The following is a 22761-nucleotide window of genomic DNA, read 5'->3' as shown; positions in this document are numbered from 1 at the left end:
AGCACATCTTTTGAAGCGAAAATGCGTATTTAATCAAAATCCCCCAGCATGTATTGATACTAGAGGATTTGCAGGTTTGATTGATTTGAAATTAGTAATGAGTCTCTTCTGGAATTACTTCTGTTTGACTTGCTATGAGATTACGCTCCATATATTCGCGTCTGCGTTGCCAGGAAATCTCATGTTCGGCAAGTAAATCTTCCAAGGTTTTACCAAACTTACGATTAGCATATTCGAGCAATTGGTCGAGCGTAAATCGCTTTTCTTCAACCTTGCCAAAATCATTGCTAAACCGTTCCTTGAATTCATCCCAACTAAAGGTTTCTTTCAAGCTGCGTTTGGCAACTAACCCACATAGAGAACGGATTGAATAGTAAACCTTGGAATATACTCGCTCGGAATAATCGCTAATGGCAAATTCACCTAGAATCGAGTTATCTATAGTTTGGATATTCGTTGTTGATTGTTTGCGTGTCGCCATAATGATAATCTTACTCACTTAATTCTTCATTTCTCTTTAGGCGTTAGCCTGATTAGAACCAGTTAGTATCGTCACAGTCTGCGAATAAATCTGCTTGCTCTTGGCAATTCTGATAATCAATTTCTAATTGCCGTAAATCTGTGTCGGATATCAAATTTTGTAATTCTAGAACTATGTCTCGAATGTGATTTTCTTCGCTGATACCCGAATAGTATATTTTGATGAATTTGTCAGCCTTGGTCATGAAGTGTTCAAGATTGCTGACAAATGTTTGCTCATTGCTTATTGCTTGAATCATGATTATTCTCCCAGTATTTATCAATGTGAAGTGGATTAGTATTCGCTTGGGAGGATGAGAATCTTTTCAACTAAATACAGCTTGATGTGACTAAGGGGAAAATCTGTGTATTCGATTTCTTGGCGTAATACTTCTTGGTTTGTGTCCCATTCACAAATCAAAACACCCGATTTATTCTCAACTTGCAAATGCCAAATTTGAAATTCTCGCAGGTTTGGATTGGAGAGAAGTTGTTTTGTTTGATGGGAGAAAATTGCATCGAGCAGCCAATAGCAATTAGTTTCATCTGCTAAATATTTGATGCCTTCTGTATATTTGAAGCCAAGCCAGTGTTTGTAGATAACTGTCGAACCTGTAAATTGGTCGAGCGCGGCTTTTATTTGGTGCGGCTCTTTCATATTTGAAAAATTTCTGATTTTACAGACTTCACACTTTCAAAGGCGTTAGCCGTAAAATCAAAACTGCTGATGAGAAATACCAGCAGTTAAGGAATTTAGATTGATTAGGGGTTAGTAGTTGTGATTGATTAAATTTAACTACTGTTTTGAGCGAAGTAATTCATCTATCGCTGCTAAATCTTCTTCGATAAAATCTTCACAAAATCCTTGTGGATAATCAAAAAATACTGTGTAATTCCAGCTGTCGTTGGAGTCATAATCTAATCGCAATCCTGTAACTTGTTCTGTTGCCCATTGTTTGTGATCGCAGTTACTTTTAATTGCGACTTGTTCTCCAAAAGTATATTTGGGAGCTTTGGCAAATAGGTGAGTGAATGCGATGTTTATGATGTTCACAGGTTGATTCCATTGACTTCACTCACTTTTTTGGCGTGAGCCACCAGTATTTTTTTATACTTGCAGGAATATTCTTCTCTTCATATTTATTAATGCTTCTCTGCTTTAAGCGATACTATTTTAGGAGACATTTGCAGTACCCTCATCCAGAGAATGCCCTGAAGTGGCATTTAAATCTGTTTTTTTGCTGTGACGCTTAACGGAACTAAAGACGTTATCAGTGTCTTGTACGTTAATCGGGTCTTGGGAATAATCTAGCAAATCATTTGGTGTTATGGGTTCATCTAAATCCTCAGCTAACTCATTTAAAGCATTGCATAATGAATTTAATGCCACACCATCCAAGCGCGGCATCGTTTTGGCGTTTTTGAGAGCAGAAATAGCATTTGGTCCTACATCTAATCTGCTAGCTAGGCTTACGCCCTTAATGTTGTGCCTAGCCATAATTTCTTTAAGTCGCCACCTAATCAATGTCTAAACACATAGATTCAACATCTTTAATGTACTTGTAGCTGCCCATTTAAACAAATTGCTCTCTGAAATATATTTAATATAGTTAAAGATATATAAATACTTTTCATAAGCACAGAAATATTTGTCTGAGATATATTAAAATTTAAATATAAATAGAAAACGATCGCAACTTTTCTTGGCAGAACGGGCGATCGCCTTCAATGTAGACCCAATATTCAGGTCAACACTATGATGACACAAGAGCAAGTAATTGGCACAGTTCAACTTAACACAAAAGCTCATTCTCACGACAAATTCGAGCAACACGTCGAAGAGAAGGTGCTTCAAACAGTACCGTTTGCCTTAAACTACACCTTTGACTACGATCGCTTTACCAAACCAGACTTGCAAGCCAAGGCTAAATCCACTCTCGGCAACTTCTTTGGTTTTGTTCGCCAGACCTTCGATGGCTTAATTGAGATAGGGCGATCGCTCCAGGATTTTTACTTTGACTGCCTTGCGTTTTGCTCCAATGGGAAAAAAGTGTTCGAGGAATGGCTATCCTCAGACGATTTCGGTGCGTCCAAATATATCGCCAAATCCGCGATCGAGATATACGCATGGTTCGAGAAATTGCCAGCGCGATCGCAAAGACTAATCCGCCAAAATGTCCAAAACTGGAGCGTTTCCGCACTGCGACAGTTAACCAAAGTTAGCCACGATTTGGTCAAGGAATTGGTGCGATCGGGTAAGAAGACTGCTGCACAGGTCAAAGAGGAGGGGGAGAGCGGGAGACAAGGGGAGAGGGGGAATAAGCAAGTGCCCAGCGAAGAAGTAAGCCAAACTCCTGCTTTACCAACTCCCGAATTAGCCCCAGGAATGCGGATTGTCGTCAAGGAAGATGACATGGGTTGGGTTGGTCATAGTGGAATCATTATGTCCAAAAAGGAGGGAGAGTTTTGGGTATTACTCGACCACACTGTTTCCCAGGGGATGGAGGTCAAAAACTTGCTCAAACCCCATCAAATTGAGCCAGAAGCTCAACAGCCAGTCAGAAAGATAAATTCCCAGGAATTGTTTACCGCAGTCGAAGTTGAGCAGAAAATTGCAGATGCGATCGCTCAACACAACCAAGAAAAAGCCGAATCCGAGCAGGGACGGTTTATCGAAATTAGAGATGCAGCGTTGCAAGCAGCAAAACGAGAAATTCAAGCTGCACAGGAATATTCACGCGCGATATCTGCGATGAGCTTCGCTAACGCACAGAAGAACCAAGATTTACTTGCACAACTGTCTGCAAAAGATGAAGAAGTGCGATCGCTCCAGACGTTACAAACTAGAAACCAACAATTAGAACAACGGGTTACAGAATTAGAAAAAGCTCTCGAATACTCCAATTCGCGAACAGATAATTGGGAAAATACCCTCAATAAGCAAGCTGCAAGGGTTGTTAATAAAGAACTTGAAAAAACGATCGAGCCTTTGATGCGGGAAGTCGATCGCTTAAACAGTGTGCTGTCTCAAAAAGAACAAGAACTTGTTCGACTGCAAATGAGTAACAATCGAGAATCAGATGCTGTTGTGGCTGAGTTTGGGGAGATTGGAGAGCGATTTGGTTGGCAAGGTTGGAGCAGTCGTGGGTATCGTGCTGCAAGTGGAATGTTGTGTACCGGGATTGAGGCGATTTCTCAATTTATTGACGACTTGAAAGCTTCTTACCCCAGTCATCAACAGCAGGAAATTGCGTTTTAGATTCGCATTAAAATGGTCAAGTTTTGTGACAAAGATTGATTATTGCGGGCTTGATTGAGAAGTAGTGGTTCGCCTATAACTCACGGGCACAAATCTTTTTTCTCATTAGGATGACTAGCAAAGTAATCTTTCAAGTACCTACAACCCTGAGCAAGTAAATCATCTAAATTCAAACTCCACAATTGGATGGTGCCAGAACCTCCAGAGGCTAAAATTTTGCCATCTGGACTAAATGCAATGCTGTTGACAGAATCTTGATGCCCAGTCAGGGAGGCAATTTCTTTTGCTGTACCGACATTCCACAATTTGACTATTTTACCTGAACTAGCAGCAGCTAAGATTTTACCGTCGGGACTAAATGCAACGCTCACGACTTCATATTGATGCCCAGTCAGGGAGGAAATTTCTTTTCCCGTGGTGGCATTCCATAATTTGGTGGTTCTGTCATTGCTACCAGAAGCTAGGGTTTTACCATCGGGACTAAATGCAACGCTGTTGACAGAATCTTGATGCCCAGAGAGGGAGGTAATTTCTTTGCCAGTGGTCACATTCCACAATTTGATGGTCTTGTCATTGCTACAAGAAGCTAAGGTTTTGCCATCTGGACTAAATGCAACGCTGTTGACAGAATCTTGATGCCCAGAGAGGGAGGTAATTTCTTTGCCAGTGGTCACATTCCACAATTTGATTGTCTTGTCCCAACTTCCCGAAGCTATGGTTTTACCATCTGGACTAAATGTAACGCTGCTGACAGAATTTTTATGCCCAGTCAGGGAATCTATTTCTTTTCCCGTGGCAACATTCCACAATTTTATTATTTTTTTGTAATCACTACCATTTTCACTAGCAGAAGCAAGGGTTTTGCCATCGGGACTAAATGCAACGCTGTTGACGCTCTCTTGCCGCGCAGTCAGGGAAGCTATTTCTTTTCCCGTGGCAACATTCCACAATTTGACGGTACGATCAATGCTAACAGAAGCTAGAGTTTTGCCATCAGGACTAAAGGTCACACTGTATACATTGTATCCGAAATCGATTCCATGCCCAGTCAAAGTGGCAATTTCTTGATACGTAGACACATTCGACAATCTAATAGTCTTGTCCCTGCTAGTAGAGACTAGGGTTTTGCCGTCGGGACTAAATGCAACGCTGTTGACCCAATCTTGATGCACGATCCAGTCAATTTCTTTGAAAGTGCCTGTATTGAATAAAGTAATTATATCACTCTCCCTTTTTTTAAAAGCTAAAGTTTTGCCGTTGGGACTAGAGACGACGCTGTCGTAATATTTATACTCATTTAGGGAGACGAATTCTTCGAGAGTGGACACATAAAACAATTTAATAACCCCGGATGAACTAACAGAAACTAAGGTTTCTCCGTCACGTGCAAATGCAACTTTCATTACTTTGCTTTGATCTGCAATCCGCTTGTCCTCATATTGATGCCAAATCAGAGAGGCAATTTCTTTTCCCGTAGCGACATTCCATAATTTGATGGTTTTATCATCACTACCAGAAGCTAGGGTCTTACCATCGGGGCTAAATGCAGCGCTGTTGACAGAACCTTGATGCCCAGTCAGGGAAGCAATTTCTTTTCCTGTGGCGACATTCCATAATTTGACGATATGGTCGCTGCTAGTAGAGACTAGGGTTTTACCATCGGGACTAAAGGCGACGCTGCTGACATAATCTTTATGCCCTGTGAGGGAGGTAATTTCTTTGCCAGTGGTCACATTCCACAATTTGATGGTCTTGTTCCAACTTCCCGAAGCTAAGGTTTTGCCATCTGGACTAAAGGCGACGCTGCTGACATCTTTATGCCCAGAGAGGGTGGTAATTTCTTTGCCAGTGGTCGCATTCGATAATTTAATCACATCCTTTTCTTCGTTAGTAAAAGCTAAAGTTTTGCCGTCGGGACTAAGAGTGGCGAGATATAGCTCAGTATCGACCTGAAAACGATTGCGTTCACGAATATTTCGTAATATCTCCTGTAAGCTAAACACTGGGCTATGTGCCGGGTAATCAGCTAAAGATTTCTTGTCTTTAGCTAAACCTTTCAATTCCCGTCCCAACTGTATTGCCAACTGCAAACTTGCTATTTCTCTTCCTCCTCCTTGAAACTGACGTAATATATTTACTCCATCCCTTTCCAGCCTTGTTGCAGTCAAGGCGTAACTTTGTTCTTGTATTGCTTTGCCAGCCACCATAGAAGCAGCAATAGCTCCGATAATAGACACAGCTAATATACCAGTGCCAACACGTACCTGCCGCTGAGTTTTGCGTTGTGCTTCTGTCAAACGCTGATTTGCTTGTCTTTCTTCGTCTAAAGCTAATTCTGCTTTTGCTTGCGCTGCTGCTAAAATTTCCTTTGCTTGCCTTTCTGCATCCAAGGCAATTGCTACCTCTCGATTCGCAAATTCCTGACTTGCACGTAAAAATCGATTATCTTCATCGCTCAAACCTTTATCACTTGCCCAAAGTAGTGCATCCTGCAACGCTTGCCCTCGCAAAAGGCGTGATTCATCTTCCCGTTCAGAAGCCATCCACGCATCGAAAGCATCACTATAAGGACGGAGTTTCGCTAACTCTTGCCCTACCCAAGCTAAGTTAAAAACTGACTCATAAATACGATTATATATTTTTAACTTACCATCCCGTCTCACTACCAAACCTGTTAACCGCAATTGGGTTTGTTCGGGACTATCATCGGCAATTATTCCCTCTTGATTTGATCCCAAAATCTGCTGACATAAACCTAATAACCGTCCTTTGCCTTTCTCAAAACCCAGTAAGATTCTATCTCTAATTGTTTTCAGGTGTTCTGGTTCGTCCTGGGCTTCCCAGTTGTCAATTATTCGCTGTTGTACCAGCTTTTCCACATAATTGAAAGGCTTATCTGCTTCTTCCCCTATTTCTGAGAGCAACAATCGACAAATTCTTTGGGTTAAAAACGGTTGTCCACCCGTCCAGTAAATTACCGCTTTGATTAACTCTTGGGAATTTCCTAATCTGGTTAAACCTTTTGCTAAGGGTTCTACTTCTGATAACTGAAACCCAGTTAAATCTATGGCTTGTCCAATATTAAAAGGTGTGCGTTTCCAATTTTGGATTAGATCGGAAGGTGTGGATACCCCTAGTAAGGCAAAAGTTAAACGGTTATAAGTAGGTTGCGATGCTCGACGGTTATAACAGTCGCGGATAACAGCAAAAAAATCATCCAAGTTAAATTGTAAGCTGAGAATACTGTCTATTTCGTCGATAAAAATAATAATATTTTGTTCTACTCGCTCTAATAGTATGGTTTCAATAAATTTACTAAAATGTTGGACTGGGGATAATAAGGCGTTTTCCTGCCACCAGCTTTTTAATTCAAAATCGCTGTCAAGGTCAAAGCACCCCACTAAATAATCAATCATCCCTGCATACCACTCAATCGGAGTGATATCTGCGGTACCAATGGCGGTAATATCTACGGCTGCACAAGCAAAACCCTCTTCTTCCAATCTCTGCATGGTTTGTACCCGCAAGCTGGATTTACCCATCTGCCGAGAGTTGAGGACATAACAAAATTCACCTTTTTTCAAACTTTGGTAAAAATTATCATCAGCTTGTCGCCGGACGTAAGTGGGAGCATGAATTGGTAAACTGCCCCCAACTTGATACTCATAGCCCTTGCCAGATGCAGGATTCATCAGTTAACCCCCAGGCGATCGCAAAAATACAGCCGATATAAATTACACAAAGGTTTCACCGCATTACCCTGAAACTTAACTAAACCCATACTCCGTAATTTGAAAGCTTCACTAGTGCCAATAACTACTGCTTCCTCAGATGCCAAAACATTAAGCATTGCTGCTTGCAAATCTGTGTTTTCTTGCAAGTTTAACAAATGACGGCGTAAATGGTCACTAAATGGACCTTCCTCGGTTGGAGCAATTTCCTTTAACTTTTCCAAGGTAATGCGATCGCGGGCAATTTCGTACAGTGCAACCCGTAACAAATAGGGATGTCCTCCCAATAGATTACTCAATTCTTGCAAGATAAAGCTATCTCCAGGCAAACCGTGACGTTTAATTAAATCTTCTAGCTGTGTGGTATTTAATTCTGGTAATTCTATCGGTAAACCAACATTAAAAGGTGACTGATTAATATTTAAAGGGATATAAACTTCTTTAGAATGAGCAATTACTAACCTGAGCTTTTGCCAAACCGCATTATTTTTTCCTCGTTCATGCCAAGCCCTTAACATTCCAAAAAAATCAGACGCGATGGTAGGGTGTTTAAAAATTTCATCTACTTCATCTAAGCCCAAAATGATTGGAGTTTTAGATTCTGCCAACAAGTACTTTTGAAAGTAATTAGTACACTTACTTTTGCTGGCAGTAATATCATCCCAAAATTGATTTACTTTATCTGGTAAATTCAACTCTTCGCTAATACTACGACAGAACCACTGCAAAAATTTATCTAAGCTATCAAGTAGTTCAGTATCTACTAATTGAAAGTTGAGATATGATACCTGGTAATTACACTCGCTAGTTTGATTTAAAATACGATTGAGTAAAGAAGTTTTTCCTAATTGTCTTGGTGCTTTAATGCGAATTAGGGCACCAGGTCTGAGAATTGCTTCGTTGCAATCAACTTCAATCGGTGGACGTTCAATATAAAAAGGAGATTCTAAAGGTACTTGTCCTTGAGGATATTCAAGTAAGTTAATATTGATTGATGAGCTTGGTTATACCCACCTTGGGGGTGATGATTTCGATCAGAAAATAGTTGATTGGCTCGTCCAAGAGTTTAAAAGAATTGAGGGAGTTGACCTAAGTAAGAGTCTGGAAGCTAAACGGCGTTTAATCGAAGCAGCAGAAAATGCCAAAATCGACCTTTCTACTTCTCTGGAAGTTGAAATTAATCTTCCCTTTATTGCTACTGTCGGTTCAGAGCCTAAAAGCTTAGAAATGGTACTGACAAGAACAAAATTTGAGAGTCTTTGCACTGATTTAATTCAACGTTGTCGCATTCCTGTTGAAACTGCTCTTCAAGATGCAGGATTAAGACAGTCACAAATTGATCAAGTTGTTTTAGCAGGTGGAGCAACACGTATTCCTGCAATTAAAAAACTAGTTTGCGACTTTTTGGGTAAAGTACCTAATCAGACAGTTAATCCTGATGAGGTTGTTGCTGTAGGTGCTGCTGTTCAAGCTGGTATTTTGTCAGGTGAGCTAAACTTTAGAGTACTTGATGTTACACCCTTATCTTTAGGAATTTCGACAGATGGGGGTAAAATGACAGTTCTTGTTCCCAAGAATACAAAGCTTCCAGCCAAACGCACGAGAAAAATATCTACTGCAAGAGATAATCAAACTTCGGCACCGATACGAGTTTATCAGGGAGAGTCTGAACGTGTAGAAGAAAATACTTTCTTACATGAATTTAGGTTGGATGGAATTCCACCTGCTCCTAGAGGTGTTCCCAAAATTCAAATTAGCTATGAAATAGATGAAAATGGAATACTTAGAGTTTTAGCAGAAAATAAAGATACAGGTCAGTCTAAATTAGTTGATGTTAGACTTCTCCAACTAATTGAAGATTTACGAGTTAGTATTAAAGATTTTCCGCCCCAATCAAGAGAAGAAGCTGCAAGGATACTGAATGATATTGAAGCAGAAGCTACAAATCCTAATAATAATCCTAATGAGCTTGTAAATCGTGAGCGTAGACTAGTTCAAATATTTAGAACTGTTAAAGGAACAGTTGATATAGCCATGTTTTTGTACCGGCTAATTTCAGGTGAGTCAATTGAATTCTCAATGGATGAATCGGCAGAAGTATAAATTATATAGCAGCTAATCGGCTTGCATAGTGCATAACCCTAATTTTTACTTTTGGTTTAGCAAGTAATTTTGCAAGGAGTGCTTAAAGCCTCCTTGCTGTTTGCTTTATAACATCTACTTCTTGATAAAATAAGCAAACCCAAACGAGAAACTAATGCTGTCTTCTATTATTTCTTGTTCTCGATTACCCTTTTCACCCATCTGATAGTTCCTATTTACTAATATTATCAATGGTGGACACCAGAACCATATCGACTTTGCCACCGCTGATAAACCTCATCACGTCCATCTTGGTTTTCTACGAACTCGTATACTCGCTCTCGATTACCCCTTTCTCCTAATCGCTCAACGTAGCTCAACTTCAATCCGAATTTGCTCAATAACTTTTGTGCAATACGCCCTTGGCGTTAAGCTTCGCTTGCAACTGGGGATACCACCCGTCATTAATGCTCATGCTCCCAGAGGCAACCCATTTGGATTGAACTCTAGCTATCTTCCCGCTTGCCGAAATACTCAACCCACCTCCTGGAATAAGTATTTGGGAAATTACCTGTGGATTTGTGTCCAACTAAATAGTTCAGAAATACTATATTTATCCCTGGTGGACACCAGAAGCATAGCGTTTTTCCCATCTTTGATAAATCACCTCCCGTCCATCTTTCGGTGGAGCAAATTCATACACCCGCTCTCGTTTATCTCTACTCCCCATCCTGCTAACATAGCTTAACTTCAACCCCATCTGACTCAGTAGTTTCTGGATAATCGCGATCGCACTCAACCCCTCGGAAACCGAAACCCCCAAATAGTCACGGATAAAATATCGATGCTTCACAGCCAAAGCCTTCAAATTCTGCAACTCCACATCGGAACCGCGAAACATTATCCCCGGTGTAAGAAAATAACGAATATTCAATTCCTCCAATATCAGCACCGCAGGTAATAACTGCCCACGATTAAAATCTGGTTTCCAAACGGCACTCTCACCCGCTTCTATCTGCGATTTAGCTCTCTTGGAATCGCGCTCAAAAAGCTGTTCCCGTCCAACGGTGAGAAAATAATGCAGTCGCAACTGTGGATACCATCCGCGATCGTCCTTCTCGACAAGTGTTGGTGTCACCTCAACCCCGTAACGCTCTTTTAGTAATGCTTTCCGTTCCTGGTTTCGTTCGGTTTTAGTTTTAGCTTGTCTTGAAAAGTTTTGTGGAAGGAAACCTTCCCCACAAACTTTTCGCTTTTTGTCCTGCAACTTCTTAAATTCTGTGTCGGAGATGGTTTCGGAAGAGGCGATCGCCCGACATTCCTCCCCATACAATTCCTTGGAAGCGGTTTTTACCGAATCGTAAACCCCGTAACATTCTTCATCTGGAACCTTATCTGCATCAATGACCCGATAACCATCCTCCTCCAACCCCTGCGACACAAATTCCCGATAACACCGCATTTGGGCATTGATTACACAAGCTCGCTTTGCCCAAGTTTGCAGGGATTCTGGTTGAAAATTCTCATCAATGCTGTAATCTGCATTGTCAGCTTGGGACAACAACATGATATTTGCTTTTGCTGCTGCATGTTGACTGGCTAACAACACACCAACCGATATGGAACCATTGCCAACAAAACCAATGCCACTACTTCTTACCCAGATGTGGCGATCGACCGTTTCCCTCACCCTCGCCAACATCTGCCGCACCGAGTTTGCAGACTGTACACCCTGAAAAATTCCCCAAACTGCGGAAAAATGACCTTTGATGTCAATAGAAACTCCTGTTTCCAAACTTGGGGAAGCAATAACCAAATCGTATTTAGTGAGAATTTCGTTGAGGTGGGCAATACAACCGAAAGCAGGATGTGATGGGTCAGAAACAGACTCGCTATCGATTCGCAAAATTCGTAAATCTGGGAATTTACGACGAAATCTTTCCTCTAAAGCTTGTGTTCCCCATTTCGATTTCACTTTTTGAGCAGAACAACATAGCAAATGATGTCCACCTTCGGGAATTGCTCTATCCAGTGCTGCAATCAAATCCTTGGGATTACTACCGTCATAGGTGTAGCAATTTCCAGATTGGGGTTGGTAATTGTTTGCGATCGCAAACGGCTTAACTTTAATTTCCCCAGCCAGGGAAAGTACGTAATCCACATCACAATCGGATACATCCGCACTTGCCAAGTAAATCTTTCCTTGAGGACTACTCAATACATTCTGAATCAGCAACTTGAGGTTTTTCAGCACAGAAACCCGACGTTTTGCTACCTCAGTTCCAGAGTTGAGTAAGTGCCAGAATACCTGGTCACACTCATCAATGATTACTGTATCGTTGTACCAATCATTAGGATTAAATCTGGCTTGGCTTTGTTGGTGGAGAGAGTCGATGCAAACTCCGTAGCCAAGTAAGTCTCCTGTACCTGAGTCTCTGACTTCGGTTACATAGTTCACTCCAAAGCGATCGCACAAAGCCTCTCCAAGCTGAATTCGGTGAGTAATAATTAACACTCTCCTATTTTGCTCGTGTGCCTTTGCAACCTCACCAGTTAGCCACTCTGTCTTACCCGTTCCTTTTGCCGATTTCAGAACGATGAGCTTTTCTGTGTCGGGGATTTGGATTTGTCCAAGGTATTTGCGATCGCACTCAATCGCAGGCTGATAGGTCAACAACGTAAACAACTTAACCTGCCAAATATCAAGAGTTTCAGCTTTGTGGTAAAGCATGTTAAATGCGTCTTCTCCCTGGGCAACTACAAAATCATCAACACCCTTCTCTGGTCCCGGTAGTTCAATAACCCGAACCTTGCATTTCTCCATCGCAAGTAATTTCCCCATGCGTTTAATCGCAGTTCTGACATGCTGCATTGTTTCTCGTTTCTTGTCGCAATCGAAACAAATGTCAATCCGTCTATCTTCAGTTGCAAAGTGCTTTAAGTCAGGGATTAAAAAAGGTTTCCCTGTAATATTTCCCTCTTCATCTTTAGGAATGCGATAGCCAGAATTGATACCAGGGATTGCGATCGTGGCATACCCGGCAGTCAGTAAACAAGCTGCTTTCTTGGCTCCTTCGACAATGACAATTGGTACGTTGTTTTTCCATACCCAATGCCAGAAACCTTGGGGATTTAGGAGGTCTTCGGGGGCGATCGCAATTCCACAGCTTTTTGAGATTTTTCTCCAAATCCGGTGCGGTACTTCTAGAAAGTATGCTCTGGTTGGTTCTTTATAGGGGTGTTCATATTTGACGTACTTATGGATTTTGTTTCTGTCACGTCTGGGTTTATCCGGCTTGAAACATCCCCACATCATGGGATTGTAGTCGTCGAGTGGGTCAACTCCGCTACACCACCAGCCTCCGTGTTCAATGTGGTGATATTTCTTCAAGTCTCCGTCTCGTAATCTTCCATCGTTGCGACGTGAGATTTTGGGGCTGTAAATCAAGTATTCATAAGGTGTATTTCCTTCAAGGGATTTGACGTTGAGATTGATGATTTCCGTGTCAACACCGCTTTCATGCCATTCTTGTAGATGTTGAGATTGGATTTGTGTATATTGGCTTACACCATATCCTTGGCGTGAAACTTCGCTTATCGCGTTCATATCCCCTCCAAAGTTTTAAGTCAGGTTTTTCAATGCTTAAACGCATGAAAATGAAGCGACAGCAAGCCCATCGCTTAAAAGCTTTATGTTCGATATCTTCAAACCATTAAAAGTAAACTTAAAAAGTAGCTCTCTAAGCCACAAAAATAAGTCACAGCAAATGCTGCGCGGAGTTGATGTATCGTCAACATACTTACCTGGTACTTGTCAGCAAAGATTTTGACTTAACTTTATTGTCTAGACCTTTGCTCGCTATGGCTTTAGGCAATAAAAGCTAGGGCATTGGCTACAGCATTTCCACTGGGGAGCAACTAAATTTGCGGGTTTAGTATTCTTCTAAACCCGTATAAATCAAACTAATGTTTTCCTTTGAGTACTCTTGAATAATCAGCAAAAATGCTTATGGAGAAAATCTATTTTCAAAAATCTGCCTCCTTAACTGGAATACAATCATTGCTTCCGCGATCTTTATTGCGATTTAAGCTCTACGCTATAACTGCCTGGGTTTTACATGCTTCATAGAAGAAGTATATCACAATTTCCACACTTTGTGTAAAATTGGAGTATGCAGTGAGAGAAATTATAATGCAAGGAATACCTTTAGATTTAGTCTCTAGGATTGATTGGGATAAAGATTATGGCGAGTTTTTATTGAAACAAAGAGAAGATAGAAAATTTTCAAGAGAAGAAGTTGCAAAAGCAATTACAGACCTTGGTGAGCCCTGCTCACAGCAGCTCATCCATAAGATAGAAAAATGGAATAGTAAAGGAGATCGATCGGTTTCTCTATCTATTGTTCTTAAATATTGCCAGGTTTTAGGCATCGATCTGAAAGATTTTTATCCCGTGGTGGCGCAAACTATTAGCCATCCTTTATTCCAAAGAATATCGTCTATAGCAGTTGATTAATTTCTACAAAATATGTAAAATGTGATTATACTAAAACAAAGGACAACCGCCCTTGCCTGAGAAACTCGTGCGATCGCCCTTTGAACCTTTACAGGAGTCTATATTATGACTTATGCGACGGATGCTTTTCAAGTTTCCTCAAGCGAGCGTCACGAACCTCCTCGAAACTTAAGCGACATCAAGGCAGTAGAAATATCGTTTGAGGAACATGAGATTTTTGCTGGAGATAGAGCGATAGCAAAAATTATCCTCACCGACGAAGATTTTGAAACCCAGCCTTGGATAGTGAGTGTCAATGGCATCGAAATCTATCGAGCAAATACTTGGATGAAATGCTTCCACTTCATAACATGGCACTTTACCCAAGGAACGCTACCCGAACAAGAAGAAGTAACCGCAGCAGAGAAAGAGCGTGTCACGATACCAGTATTTACTCCCCTGCAAAAATCCAAACAGTTTGTGAACGCTACAAATTTAGTTCAAAAAATTTACGCCAAATGCTTGGACGTTCTTCAACTTAGCATCCAGTATTTATTACTACTGTTGAAAACCCTAGAAAAAGAGAGCGTGAGAACTTGAGAACTTGAGATTGAAAGGGGCTGCAATATCTAACATCAACGCAAAATTGCAGCCCTATTAGGCATGATTTCCTTATCAACATTGGAGCAGAAAATATGAATTCCGAAGTCAAGTTAGGTCTTTGTAATCCGCCAGAGCCAATTTACTTGTATGTCAAAAACGGAGAATTAAGCGGTGAATCGTTCTTATGGTATCAATACAATATCAACAACAATCAAACAATTCCAGTTCAACAAAGAGGATTAACTGGTTACTTAAAAAGCTTGAAATTGACCAGTAAGGAGTTTAAGGGCAAAGATAATTTAAAGCTAGATATAGTCATTTATGCCGATGAGGTTTACGTAATTAGAACTGGCATCGAAACCAATTTTGCGAAAACTTTTCTCCTCGCTGCATCACAATTTTACGACTTTTCCAAACCGTTAATTATTGCTGCAACTCCTGGCGAAGAGAATGTGGTATTTTGCCGACTTTACGATGCAACAACAAAAAGCAGAATCCGTTGCGAATGGGATAGAAATGCTGATTGGGCAGGAATAATTAGCAATATTCAATCTCGATTAGCGGAAATCTCAGAAGGAAATTTCTCCACAATTCAAAATTCGATCGTATCCAACCATCAGCAAAATGCAATCTCCCGATAAAACACGCGAAGAAATGATAAAAATACCTCGTTGGTTGGCGAGATTCATGTTGTCAGAAAGACAAAGATATCACAACCAACGAGTATACTTCGAGCTTTTAACACCAATGTCACCAGAAGAATGGTGCGAATTTTGGATACCGATTTTTCACCCAGGTGTTGAAATTCCAAGTCCAGGAAAACGCAATCCCACTGGCTACATGAAAGCTTGTACCATAACGCTTTCATTTTTAACTGGTTATAACGAGAGAACTATTGAAGGGTGGTTTTATGGAAAACCTTATCATTATTCGGTGGGGATATTATTGCGTTGTTTTCATCTGATTTTCAAATTACAGGGATATTTGAAAATAATTAACGATTAAATCCCAATTCATTAGTTAATCCTCACGAGATGAAAAATATTTCAAATCAAGCGATCGCTCTAAATATCAAGCTGAGTATATTTTGATTTTCACTTATTAATATGTCAGAATCACGAGTCATCTATAATATAGAGATAAAGTACCCACCTGTGTCAGCTATGCTGTCAGACAAACCAAAAACGGTAATACTACCCAGCACCGAAGAATTAGCCTGCTCGGACGATATACCCGTGGATAACGAAGACCAAAATTTTCTACCAAATATTCTATTGTTCTTGCTTACTTCGATTTGGGCAAATCGCACCGACTGGTACTTTGGTGTAGACATGGCAGTCTACCACACCACAGGGGTTAATCCGAGAGTACCCGTGGTTCCAGATGGGTTTTTGAGTTTGGGAGTGGAACGCAAAAAAGGTGGAAAATCCCGCCGAAGTTACGCGGTGTGGGAAGAAAACGAGGTAGTACCGATATTAGCCTTAGAAATGGTATCCCACACGCCAGGGGACGAATACGACGAAAAATTGGAAATTTATCGCAAACTTGGCGTACTTTACTACATTATTTACAACCCCGAATATTGGCAACGGGATAGACATCAACCGTTTGAAATTTATAAGTTGGTGGATGAGAATTATCAACAACAAATTGGCGAACCATTATGGATGCCAGAAGTTGGTTTAGGAATTGGAAGACATCAAGGTGTTATTGGTGGAATTAAACAGGAATTTTTATCTTGGTATAACGAACAAGGCGATCGCTATTTAATGGCAGAAGAGAAAGCAGAAAAATTGGCACAGCATTTACGTTCTCTTGGTATAGACCCTGATAATTTACCTCCCGATTAGTAATTCATATATATCAACTTAAAACATCAAAGTTTCTCACTTTGGTGTTTTTGTTTTACTCAATAATTTCCGAAAATTTACGTGAATATTCGCATTGAATATAAACAGTGAGTATTTAATAAAAGATATTCTGTCTCATAAAGGAAAGAGATATCAAACTTAGTTGATTTGAAAACAACTCATCCTTGGGTTTTATTTGTGAATTAACGATGTCAATAGTCAAATCATTAACAGGCTATAAACAATCACTCTAACCGGATATTGACACGTATATTGTCAATGCATTAACTCTCTCTAAGTTACTATTCACTACCTAATGATAAAGGAATGGAGAAATCAGCTATTTCACATCATAAATCCAGAAATTAACATCTCGACTTCGCTCGATGTTAACCTGCATCCCTTGGGTTTTCCCCTATCTTTAGCAGAGGGAAGCAGAATTTTAGGCATTTGTTACCGTACCTGGAAGCGATGGGAAACCCTAGCAACAACTATCCCAGAGTATAAATTACAACAGATAAAAATGTTGAAGAGAGCATCCAGTTTTAACGCCACACCACCTATAGTTCCCTATCAGGTGTGGGTTATTGGCAAAATCGGAGAGATTTACAACGGACTACCCAATGGGATTCAAAAAAAGTGGATGGCACAAGAATATTTGAATGCCAAAAAAAGTGAGTTCACAAGAGAAGAATATCGACAGGAACAAGAACGCTTTGCTGCTAAATCCTTAATTCAGGAATAAATCATGTTTACCAGAGAAGAATTATTCGAGTATTTCGTAGGACAATATAGTGATGAGCAAATTATTAATGCCCTGGAAGAACTTAGCAAACACGATAATGAAATCGACGCCAATGCTGACCAATTTCCCGCAACTATTACCGAGCGTTTGGAACAAGTTTTCAAAATAGTGGAAGAGGCTATCAATCAGCAGAAAGTATTAACAGAAAATACGACTAATAATGCTTCTCCCAGTCTCGTCCAAGTTGAGAAACTCGCAATTGAAATTGCCACAGAGCGTGCAGCAAATATTCCTGCTGATGTATTTCGGGGAATGGTAGAGATTATCGCAGGGGAGGCGATCGCCAAAGCAACCGTACTCCATCAAATCTCAGATGCGGTACTCAAACATACCTTGGCACAGTTAAATACCAAGTCACTTTCTGACATCAATCAGGAATCAGCGAAACAGATTTCTCAAATTACCCAACTATTAACCGACCCCGAAAAGCTGGAGAGAATTTTGGATGATTACGGTATTAATTCTAGTTCCCAAGTACAGACAGAACTTGAGGAAATAACCACCATGAAAACCGAGTTTGATGCTGGGGAATTTTTGAATGAGGTTGCACAAGCAAAAAAGCCCAATACCCCGAAAACGATTCTGGATACCCGTCAACTCACACAAACCCTAATCAGTCGTTACTTGCATTCATGAACAAATCTCGATTGATGAAGCATTTAGAACGAAATCCGATGACAGCAGTTTTCTTCTTCGGTATCTGCGTTTGTTTGGCTTTCTCAAGTGCAAACATCAAAGCTAATCTCTCTGCGGTTTCCCAATTACAGAAAACAGTGCGCGAAAATTCAGCTTCGGTATGGCAACTCCAAGCATCCCAACAAGCAGCAGAAGCACAAGCGGAAATTGCCAAACAAAGGTATGAAAAGGGTTGTGTGATGGTCGTTGCGATGAAAGACCCCAATTCCTTTACCTCCCTCTCAGTCGGACAACCAGTTATTGACCGAGTGCGGAAGACAGAACTACCAGTGGGGACAATCGTTTGTGATGCGAATGGGAATACTGCAAGGATTGTTCAGGGTAACAACAAACCAGTGGTTGGAGAGATTGCTTTTACAGGCGATCGCAAAGTTGTCGAAGAAGCCAAAAAAAGAGCTAACAAACGCTATGTTCTACCAAATCTTTAATAATTCATAGTTTGTAATTCGTAATTCGTAATTCGTAATTGGTGTAGAGAAATATGTCGTCAGGTTCTAAATCTAAAAATCGAAACAGTGGTACTCGCACCATAGTTCAAATCCTTTACTGGGTTACAGTCATCGTTGGACTATGGTTTGCCTGGTTAAATATTCAACCTTATGCTCAAGCAGTAAGGATAGCTATGGCAACTGCAACAGCAGATGCTGCTTTAATTAAACTCATTGCAGCCATCCCAATTATTAACGGTATTGCCGCCACAATTGGTACAGCGCTGCATTGGGTTGTGGGGTTATTGATTTGGTTAGTGATTCAAACGGTTGAAGTTTTTCCAATTATTCTGAGACGTGACAGAGCTTTCATGAAGGTATTAATTGATGAAGCGCAGTCATCTCAAAAATTTGCGATTCATGATTCAGATGACCCAGCTTTAAGCGCACTCAAACGTTGGTACAACAATTTTCCCACTTTGACTATGACAAATGCTCGAAATCTGGCACTATTTGTCTACACAATTGACTTTTTAATTTGTGTCGGGGTTTATCCTCCCTGTAAAGGTGGATTTGGTCAATTGATGTTTATTTTGATGACTGGACAATGGTCTTTGTTGGACTGGGGAAACATTGCTTTACTTGTAATCACGCTGTTTGCGATTGAAACAATTATCCGCTTTCTGTTTTGGTTGGGACAAATTGTTTACTTTATGAAATCTGCTCATTCTCTTTAACAAACTTGTTTGGGTTGGAGTTCCCGTTACAAAGATAATTGTAAATTGTGTTAATACTATGCCTCATTCCAATCAGTATTTAGCTTACATATATTCCGCAAAGTGGAAGAAAAAATCTCAGCACTGCCAGCAATTAACAAAATATCACTGCCTAATATTTCCTTGGTTAAAAAGTAATCATGCTCACCACTTAACTTATCGAAATCTGGAAAATGAAATCCCAGTTCGTGACATAGTTCCGCTTTCAAAAATTGCACATTCAATAGTCCATTGGTCAATACTATGGAAAACTCCATTGCGTCCTTTAATCAATGGAAATTTAAGATTTTTAATGTTTCTATGGATAATTATTTGGTCAATATTTTGATATGTCCACATTTAATCCAAATTCACGTCAACTCACCTCCCAGGAATGGCAAACTATTGCAACGGATTCAATTGCAGATAACAACTGCCAATACTTAATTATTGCTGGGATAATTGGTGGTTTGATGACAGCTAGTGCAACAGCGTTTCCTCCAACAGGCTTTGTGATTGCAGCTTGGGGGTTTTACGCAGCAATTAAGCGAAATCAAGCCAGTAACCGCAATGAAATAGCTATTCATAATTATGGCTGTGTTGCTCATGTTCTTTCAGGTGATAACTTGCGAGATTTTCGTTCTCAGGTTGGAGATACTGAAGCTAGAAAACAAATTCAATGGGCACTAGAAAATGGCTATATTGTTAGTAATGATGCACTTGATTTTTTAGAGACACAACCTAATTTACCCTCCGGGTACGCCACTTTGACGGGACAGAAACTGACACCGCCAAGTGACTCACAAATATCATCTCCAAAAGAATTACCAATCTCTACACCAATTTTAGAAAGAACATCAACCCAATTAATCACATTTGACGAACAAGTTCCTAATTTACCATCTGAGTTTGCCCGTAGTTTGAAAAACTCTTTAATTGTGGGTGTACCTGGTGCTGGAAAAGGTATATTTGTTACTAATGCCCTCGAATATATCAAGCAAGATAATAAACTCCGCAGTCGCCACAACGGGGGGGAACCCCCCGAAGTTTGCCGGAAAGAAAATCTCCCCGACAACTTCTCTCCGCAAGGCGCTGCTCATCAAGTCACTATTTTTTATATTGACCCCAAAAATGACCCGAATGAAACAAAATACTTTTCGGGACGGGTTGATTATCTATTTCGTCAAGATTTGATGACTTGTGATGCGGCTGATGCTTATAAGTGGTTACAAAATTGTATTCAAAAATTTGATGAATTTGATGCGGGTTTGGGATATAAATTACTAGTTTTTGATGAATTAAATCTTGTCACGAAAACACTCAAACGTATTGAGGGAGGACTTGGATGGTTGGAAGGCAAGTTAACTGGATATTCTAGTTCTGGTTCTTCTCGTGGGATTGTACTGTGGGGAATTTCTCAAAATGCTCATACGAAAGGATTAGGTTTTGATGGTGGAACCCGTTCAATCTTTATTCCTGTATTCCTAATCAGTGCTGATAATCTTTCCGCATCTGAGGGAATTTTACGAGCAACAATGATTCCTAGTGACAAAAAATTGTCAACTACTCAAATTCAATCTTTGTGTGATAAATCTCCTGTGGGTAGAGCTATTTTTTACGGGGGATTAAATGAATGGTTCCCTATGCAAAAACTACCAAATTATTCTGGCTTTGATAGGGATAGTAGACAGTTTATCGATGAGCCAACAAGTATAAAAGAAAATAATGAATCTGCTGATTTTAAAAGAACAAGCCCAAAACTTTCAAAAGTCAGTCAGACGGAAAAGATGATTAAAATGTTGGCAGCTACATCTGAATGTTCGATTTCAGATTTTATCAAAAAAGAGTTAAAAGTTAATAATCTTAATCAAGAAAAGGAATTGATTGCAGGAATTATTGAAATCTTAAATGAGCGACGACAATGGCAACTAATCAAGAAATTTGGTTTGGATATTTAACATAAATATAGCTGGTTGTCATTGTATATATTTTTTCCAAAAATCATCCATATAATATACAGACTAGATTTACATTCAAAATATGAGATATTTTTATCTATTCAAATAAATAATGATAGAACATAGACATCAAATGATTGTAAAATAGAGAGAGGGAAATAAAATCTTACTTATTTGACTTAATTATGATGTCAAAAAATAAGAAATTAGTAGTCAGTTTATTTTGTGGAATTGGTGGTCTTGATTTAGGCTTTAAATCTGCGGGATTTGAAGTAGCAGTTGCCATCGATAACAATCCTAAAGTATTAGAACTATATCGCCTCAATTTCCCAGATACGACAGTTTTATGTCGGGATATTGGGGAGATTTCCGCATCAGAAATTAGAGAAATAATTCAATATAAATATCCAGACTGGGATGGGGAAATTGCCGCCGTGATTGGTGGACCACCCTGTCAAGGCTTTTCCGTTGCTGGAAAGCAAGATGTGAATGATAAGCGCAGCCAATTAGTCCTCAAATTCATCAATCTGGTGGTAGAACTAAATCCGTCAATGTTCGTGATGGAGAACGTTCCAGCTATTGAATGGAAGAAATTTGCTGGCATTACCGAGAATGCGATCGCACGAGTCGAAGAACACTACATCCTATCCAAATGGTTGCTCACAGCATCCGATTTCGGTGTGCCCCAAAAACGGCAACGAGCTATCTGGGTGGGGTCAAAATTTGGTGAGATTGCTGCACCTGTCGGGAGCGAGAAGAAGTTTAATGTGGGGGATGCGATCGCTGACCTAACCCACCTCCCCATAAATTCCCACGTCGATACATGGGAACTGAGCCAAAAGGGCGAATACGCCGAATATTTGGACAAAATCTTCACTTCGACAAGGCTCAGTGACCACCCTGGAGCATCAAAACCATCAAATCGAATTAGCGGATGCAGAGCAACAAGCCACACAGCTGCAACTCAGCGCAAATATGGCGACACTCTACCAGGGGAAAAAGAACCGACGACTTGGGCAAAACGATTGTCAGCCGATGGATTTTCCCCTACGTTACGCGCTGGGAGCGGGAATCGAACCGCAGCAAGACCGATTCACTACGAACATACGCGGGTGATAACTGTTCGTGAGGCTGCGAGGTTGCAAAGTTTCCCGGATTGGTTCAATTTTGGTCCGAGTAAGTTGGCTGCACATAAAGCGATCGGTAATAGCGTTCCACCTTTGCTGGCTTATGCGATAGCGCAAGCGCTGACTAGTCAGTTCGCTTCTCAGGTATGGACACATTTGGAAGAACAGCAAAATATCTCCTTTGGAGACTCTACGCGAACAACGATTGTTTTGCGATGTCCGGAGACAGGTTGCTTTGTGTTTAGGTATCTACTAGACTTACAAACCCTTGAAGCGTCGGTTGATTTGAGACTTTTTTACTCAATGGGGCAACAGTCAGGAAAACAAAATTGCGGAACTTCTGGGTTAGTTGATGGGGACAATATCAAAGTCGGTAGCGAACGATCGCCACCGGGTTTTTTGAAAGATTCGTTGCATGAAAAGTTGCCTGAAATGAATAATTAAATATTCCGC

General features: G+C 40.4%; 23 protein-coding genes. 13 read left to right on the top strand and 10 right to left on the bottom strand.

Annotation, left to right across the window (positions count from 1 at the left end):
* Positions 1-91: 91 nt before the first annotated feature.
* The 5 genes from IJ00_RS08365 to IJ00_RS08345 form a co-directional block, all read right to left on the bottom strand.
* Positions 92-481, bottom strand: coding sequence for a hypothetical protein (locus IJ00_RS08365; protein WP_035151973.1), 390 nt, complete (start codon positions 479-481; stop codon positions 92-94).
* A 52-nt stretch (positions 482-533) separates the two neighbouring features.
* Positions 534-779 (bottom strand): hypothetical protein, encoded by a 246-nt coding sequence (locus IJ00_RS08360; protein WP_035151970.1) that lies wholly within the window; start codon positions 777-779, stop codon positions 534-536.
* A 35-nt stretch (positions 780-814) separates the two neighbouring features.
* Complete coding sequence (locus IJ00_RS08355; RefSeq protein ID WP_035151966.1) at positions 815-1177, bottom strand: DUF6876 family protein; 363 nt, start codon at positions 1175-1177, stop codon at positions 815-817.
* Between the two features lie 138 nt (positions 1178-1315).
* A complete protein-coding gene (locus IJ00_RS08350; RefSeq protein WP_035151962.1) occupies positions 1316-1573 on the bottom strand; it encodes a hypothetical protein in 258 nt (85 codons plus the stop codon).
* 120 nt (positions 1574-1693) lie between these two features.
* Positions 1694-2044, bottom strand: a complete 351-nt coding sequence (locus IJ00_RS08345) for a helix-turn-helix transcriptional regulator (RefSeq protein WP_035151958.1) — start codon at positions 2042-2044, stop codon at positions 1694-1696.
* A 231-nt stretch (positions 2045-2275) separates the two neighbouring features.
* On the opposite strand from IJ00_RS08345, the gene IJ00_RS08340 reads away from it, so the two are divergent.
* Entirely contained in the window at positions 2276-3778 is a 1503-nt protein-coding gene (locus IJ00_RS08340) for a hypothetical protein (RefSeq protein WP_339366900.1), read from the top strand.
* A gap of 80 nt (positions 3779-3858) precedes the next feature.
* Here IJ00_RS08340 and IJ00_RS08335 read toward each other — a convergent pair whose 3' ends face one another.
* A complete protein-coding gene (locus IJ00_RS08335; protein ID WP_035151954.1) occupies positions 3859-7470 on the bottom strand; it encodes an AAA-like domain-containing protein in 3612 nt (1203 codons plus the stop codon).
* Complete coding sequence (locus IJ00_RS08330) at positions 7470-8495, bottom strand: AAA-like domain-containing protein (RefSeq protein WP_339366984.1); 1026 nt, start codon at positions 8493-8495, stop codon at positions 7470-7472. The genes IJ00_RS08335 and IJ00_RS08330 overlap by 1 nt, the downstream gene beginning before the upstream one ends.
* A gap of 1 nt (position 8496) precedes the next feature.
* Between IJ00_RS08330 and IJ00_RS08325 the strand changes: the two genes are divergently transcribed.
* Positions 8497-9612: an Hsp70 family protein gene (locus IJ00_RS08325; protein WP_052754418.1), complete on the top strand. Its 1116-nt coding sequence runs from the start codon at positions 8497-8499 to the stop codon at positions 9610-9612.
* 227 nt (positions 9613-9839) lie between these two features.
* Here the strand turns inward: IJ00_RS08325 and IJ00_RS28850 are convergent, their stop codons facing one another.
* The gene (locus IJ00_RS28850) at positions 9840-9977 is read right to left on the bottom strand and encodes a hypothetical protein (protein ID WP_168163444.1); all 138 of its coding nucleotides are present in this window, start codon (positions 9975-9977) and stop codon (positions 9840-9842) included.
* Between the two features lie 227 nt (positions 9978-10204).
* On the bottom strand, positions 10205-13198 hold the full coding sequence (locus IJ00_RS08320; RefSeq protein WP_046814761.1) for a plasmid replication protein, CyRepA1 family: 2994 nt from the start codon (positions 13196-13198) through the stop codon (positions 10205-10207).
* Between the two features lie 585 nt (positions 13199-13783).
* On the opposite strand from IJ00_RS08320, the gene IJ00_RS08315 reads away from it, so the two are divergent.
* The 9 genes from IJ00_RS08315 to IJ00_RS08275 all read left to right on the top strand — a co-directional run bounded on the left by IJ00_RS08315 (position 13784) and on the right by IJ00_RS08275 (position 19205).
* Positions 13784-14107 (top strand): helix-turn-helix transcriptional regulator, encoded by a 324-nt coding sequence (locus IJ00_RS08315; RefSeq protein ID WP_035151952.1) that lies wholly within the window; start codon positions 13784-13786, stop codon positions 14105-14107.
* A gap of 105 nt (positions 14108-14212) precedes the next feature.
* Complete coding sequence (locus tag IJ00_RS08310; protein ID WP_035151949.1) at positions 14213-14686, top strand: hypothetical protein; 474 nt, start codon at positions 14213-14215, stop codon at positions 14684-14686.
* A gap of 95 nt (positions 14687-14781) precedes the next feature.
* Positions 14782-15330, top strand: a complete 549-nt coding sequence (locus IJ00_RS08305; protein ID WP_339366899.1) for a hypothetical protein — start codon at positions 14782-14784, stop codon at positions 15328-15330.
* Positions 15314-15694, top strand: coding sequence for a hypothetical protein (locus tag IJ00_RS08300; RefSeq protein ID WP_035151946.1), 381 nt, complete (start codon positions 15314-15316; stop codon positions 15692-15694). Before IJ00_RS08305 ends, IJ00_RS08300 begins: the two co-directional genes overlap by 17 nt.
* Before the next feature lie 158 nt (positions 15695-15852).
* Positions 15853-16539, top strand: coding sequence for a Uma2 family endonuclease (locus IJ00_RS08295; protein WP_035151944.1), 687 nt, complete (start codon positions 15853-15855; stop codon positions 16537-16539).
* Positions 16540-16855: 316 nt separating this feature from the next.
* Positions 16856-17284 (top strand): hypothetical protein, encoded by a 429-nt coding sequence (locus tag IJ00_RS08290; RefSeq protein ID WP_035151941.1) that lies wholly within the window; start codon positions 16856-16858, stop codon positions 17282-17284.
* 3 nt (positions 17285-17287) lie between these two features.
* On the top strand, positions 17288-17980 hold the full coding sequence (locus tag IJ00_RS08285; protein WP_035151938.1) for a hypothetical protein: 693 nt from the start codon (positions 17288-17290) through the stop codon (positions 17978-17980).
* On the top strand, positions 17977-18468 hold the full coding sequence (locus IJ00_RS08280; protein ID WP_238178465.1) for a hypothetical protein: 492 nt from the start codon (positions 17977-17979) through the stop codon (positions 18466-18468). The genes IJ00_RS08285 and IJ00_RS08280 overlap by 4 nt, the downstream gene beginning before the upstream one ends.
* A 53-nt stretch (positions 18469-18521) precedes the next feature.
* Positions 18522-19205: a hypothetical protein gene (locus IJ00_RS08275; protein WP_046814760.1), complete on the top strand. Its 684-nt coding sequence runs from the start codon at positions 18522-18524 to the stop codon at positions 19203-19205.
* A 56-nt stretch (positions 19206-19261) separates the two neighbouring features.
* Here the strand turns inward: IJ00_RS08275 and IJ00_RS08270 are convergent, their stop codons facing one another.
* On the bottom strand, positions 19262-19462 hold the full coding sequence (locus tag IJ00_RS08270) for a hypothetical protein (RefSeq protein WP_046814759.1): 201 nt from the start codon (positions 19460-19462) through the stop codon (positions 19262-19264).
* Between the two features lie 111 nt (positions 19463-19573).
* On the opposite strand from IJ00_RS08270, the gene IJ00_RS08265 reads away from it, so the two are divergent.
* Both IJ00_RS08265 and IJ00_RS08260 read left to right on the top strand, forming a co-directional pair.
* On the top strand, positions 19574-21181 hold the full coding sequence (locus IJ00_RS08265) for a hypothetical protein (RefSeq protein WP_035151931.1): 1608 nt from the start codon (positions 19574-19576) through the stop codon (positions 21179-21181).
* 185 nt (positions 21182-21366) lie between these two features.
* Positions 21367-22752: a DNA cytosine methyltransferase gene (locus IJ00_RS08260; protein WP_046814758.1), complete on the top strand. Its 1386-nt coding sequence runs from the start codon at positions 21367-21369 to the stop codon at positions 22750-22752.
* Positions 22753-22761 lie beyond the last annotated feature (9 nt).

Source organism: Calothrix sp. 336/3, from assembly GCF_000734895.2.
Lineage (GTDB): Bacteria > Cyanobacteriota > Cyanobacteriia > Cyanobacteriales > Nostocaceae > 336-3.
Note: the sequence above shows the minus strand (reverse complement) of the source record. Positions and strands in the feature narration are given on the sequence as shown.

What these genes read in the sequence shown, in the direction of transcription:
- IJ00_RS08365 (WP_035151973.1), bottom strand. Translation starts at nt 481, where the DNA reads ATGGCGACACGCAAACAATCAACAACGAATATCCAAACTATAGATAAC.
- IJ00_RS08360 (WP_035151970.1), bottom strand. Translation starts at nt 779, where the DNA reads ATGATTCAAGCAATAAGCAATGAGCAAACATTTGTCAGCAATCTTGAA.
- IJ00_RS08355 (WP_035151966.1), bottom strand. Translation starts at nt 1,177, where the DNA reads ATGAAAGAGCCGCACCAAATAAAAGCCGCGCTCGACCAATTTACAGGT.
- IJ00_RS08340 (WP_339366900.1), top strand. Translation starts at nt 2,276, where the DNA reads ATGATGACACAAGAGCAAGTAATTGGCACAGTTCAACTTAACACAAAA.
- IJ00_RS08335 (WP_035151954.1), bottom strand. Translation starts at nt 7,470, where the DNA reads ATGAATCCTGCATCTGGCAAGGGCTATGAGTATCAAGTTGGGGGCAGT.
- IJ00_RS08320 (WP_046814761.1), bottom strand. Translation starts at nt 13,198, where the DNA reads ATGAACGCGATAAGCGAAGTTTCACGCCAAGGATATGGTGTAAGCCAA.
- IJ00_RS08315 (WP_035151952.1), top strand. Translation starts at nt 13,784, where the DNA reads ATGCAAGGAATACCTTTAGATTTAGTCTCTAGGATTGATTGGGATAAA.
- IJ00_RS08310 (WP_035151949.1), top strand. Translation starts at nt 14,213, where the DNA reads ATGACTTATGCGACGGATGCTTTTCAAGTTTCCTCAAGCGAGCGTCAC.
- IJ00_RS08305 (WP_339366899.1), top strand. Translation starts at nt 14,782, where the DNA reads ATGAATTCCGAAGTCAAGTTAGGTCTTTGTAATCCGCCAGAGCCAATT.
- IJ00_RS08300 (WP_035151946.1), top strand. Translation starts at nt 15,314, where the DNA reads ATGCAATCTCCCGATAAAACACGCGAAGAAATGATAAAAATACCTCGT.
- IJ00_RS08295 (WP_035151944.1), top strand. Translation starts at nt 15,853, where the DNA reads ATGCTGTCAGACAAACCAAAAACGGTAATACTACCCAGCACCGAAGAA.
- IJ00_RS08290 (WP_035151941.1), top strand. Translation starts at nt 16,856, where the DNA reads ATGATAAAGGAATGGAGAAATCAGCTATTTCACATCATAAATCCAGAA.
- IJ00_RS08285 (WP_035151938.1), top strand. Translation starts at nt 17,288, where the DNA reads ATGTTTACCAGAGAAGAATTATTCGAGTATTTCGTAGGACAATATAGT.
- IJ00_RS08280 (WP_238178465.1), top strand. Translation starts at nt 17,977, where the DNA reads ATGAACAAATCTCGATTGATGAAGCATTTAGAACGAAATCCGATGACA.
- IJ00_RS08275 (WP_046814760.1), top strand. Translation starts at nt 18,522, where the DNA reads ATGTCGTCAGGTTCTAAATCTAAAAATCGAAACAGTGGTACTCGCACC.
- IJ00_RS08265 (WP_035151931.1), top strand. Translation starts at nt 19,574, where the DNA reads ATGTCCACATTTAATCCAAATTCACGTCAACTCACCTCCCAGGAATGG.
- IJ00_RS08260 (WP_046814758.1), top strand. Translation starts at nt 21,367, where the DNA reads ATGATGTCAAAAAATAAGAAATTAGTAGTCAGTTTATTTTGTGGAATT.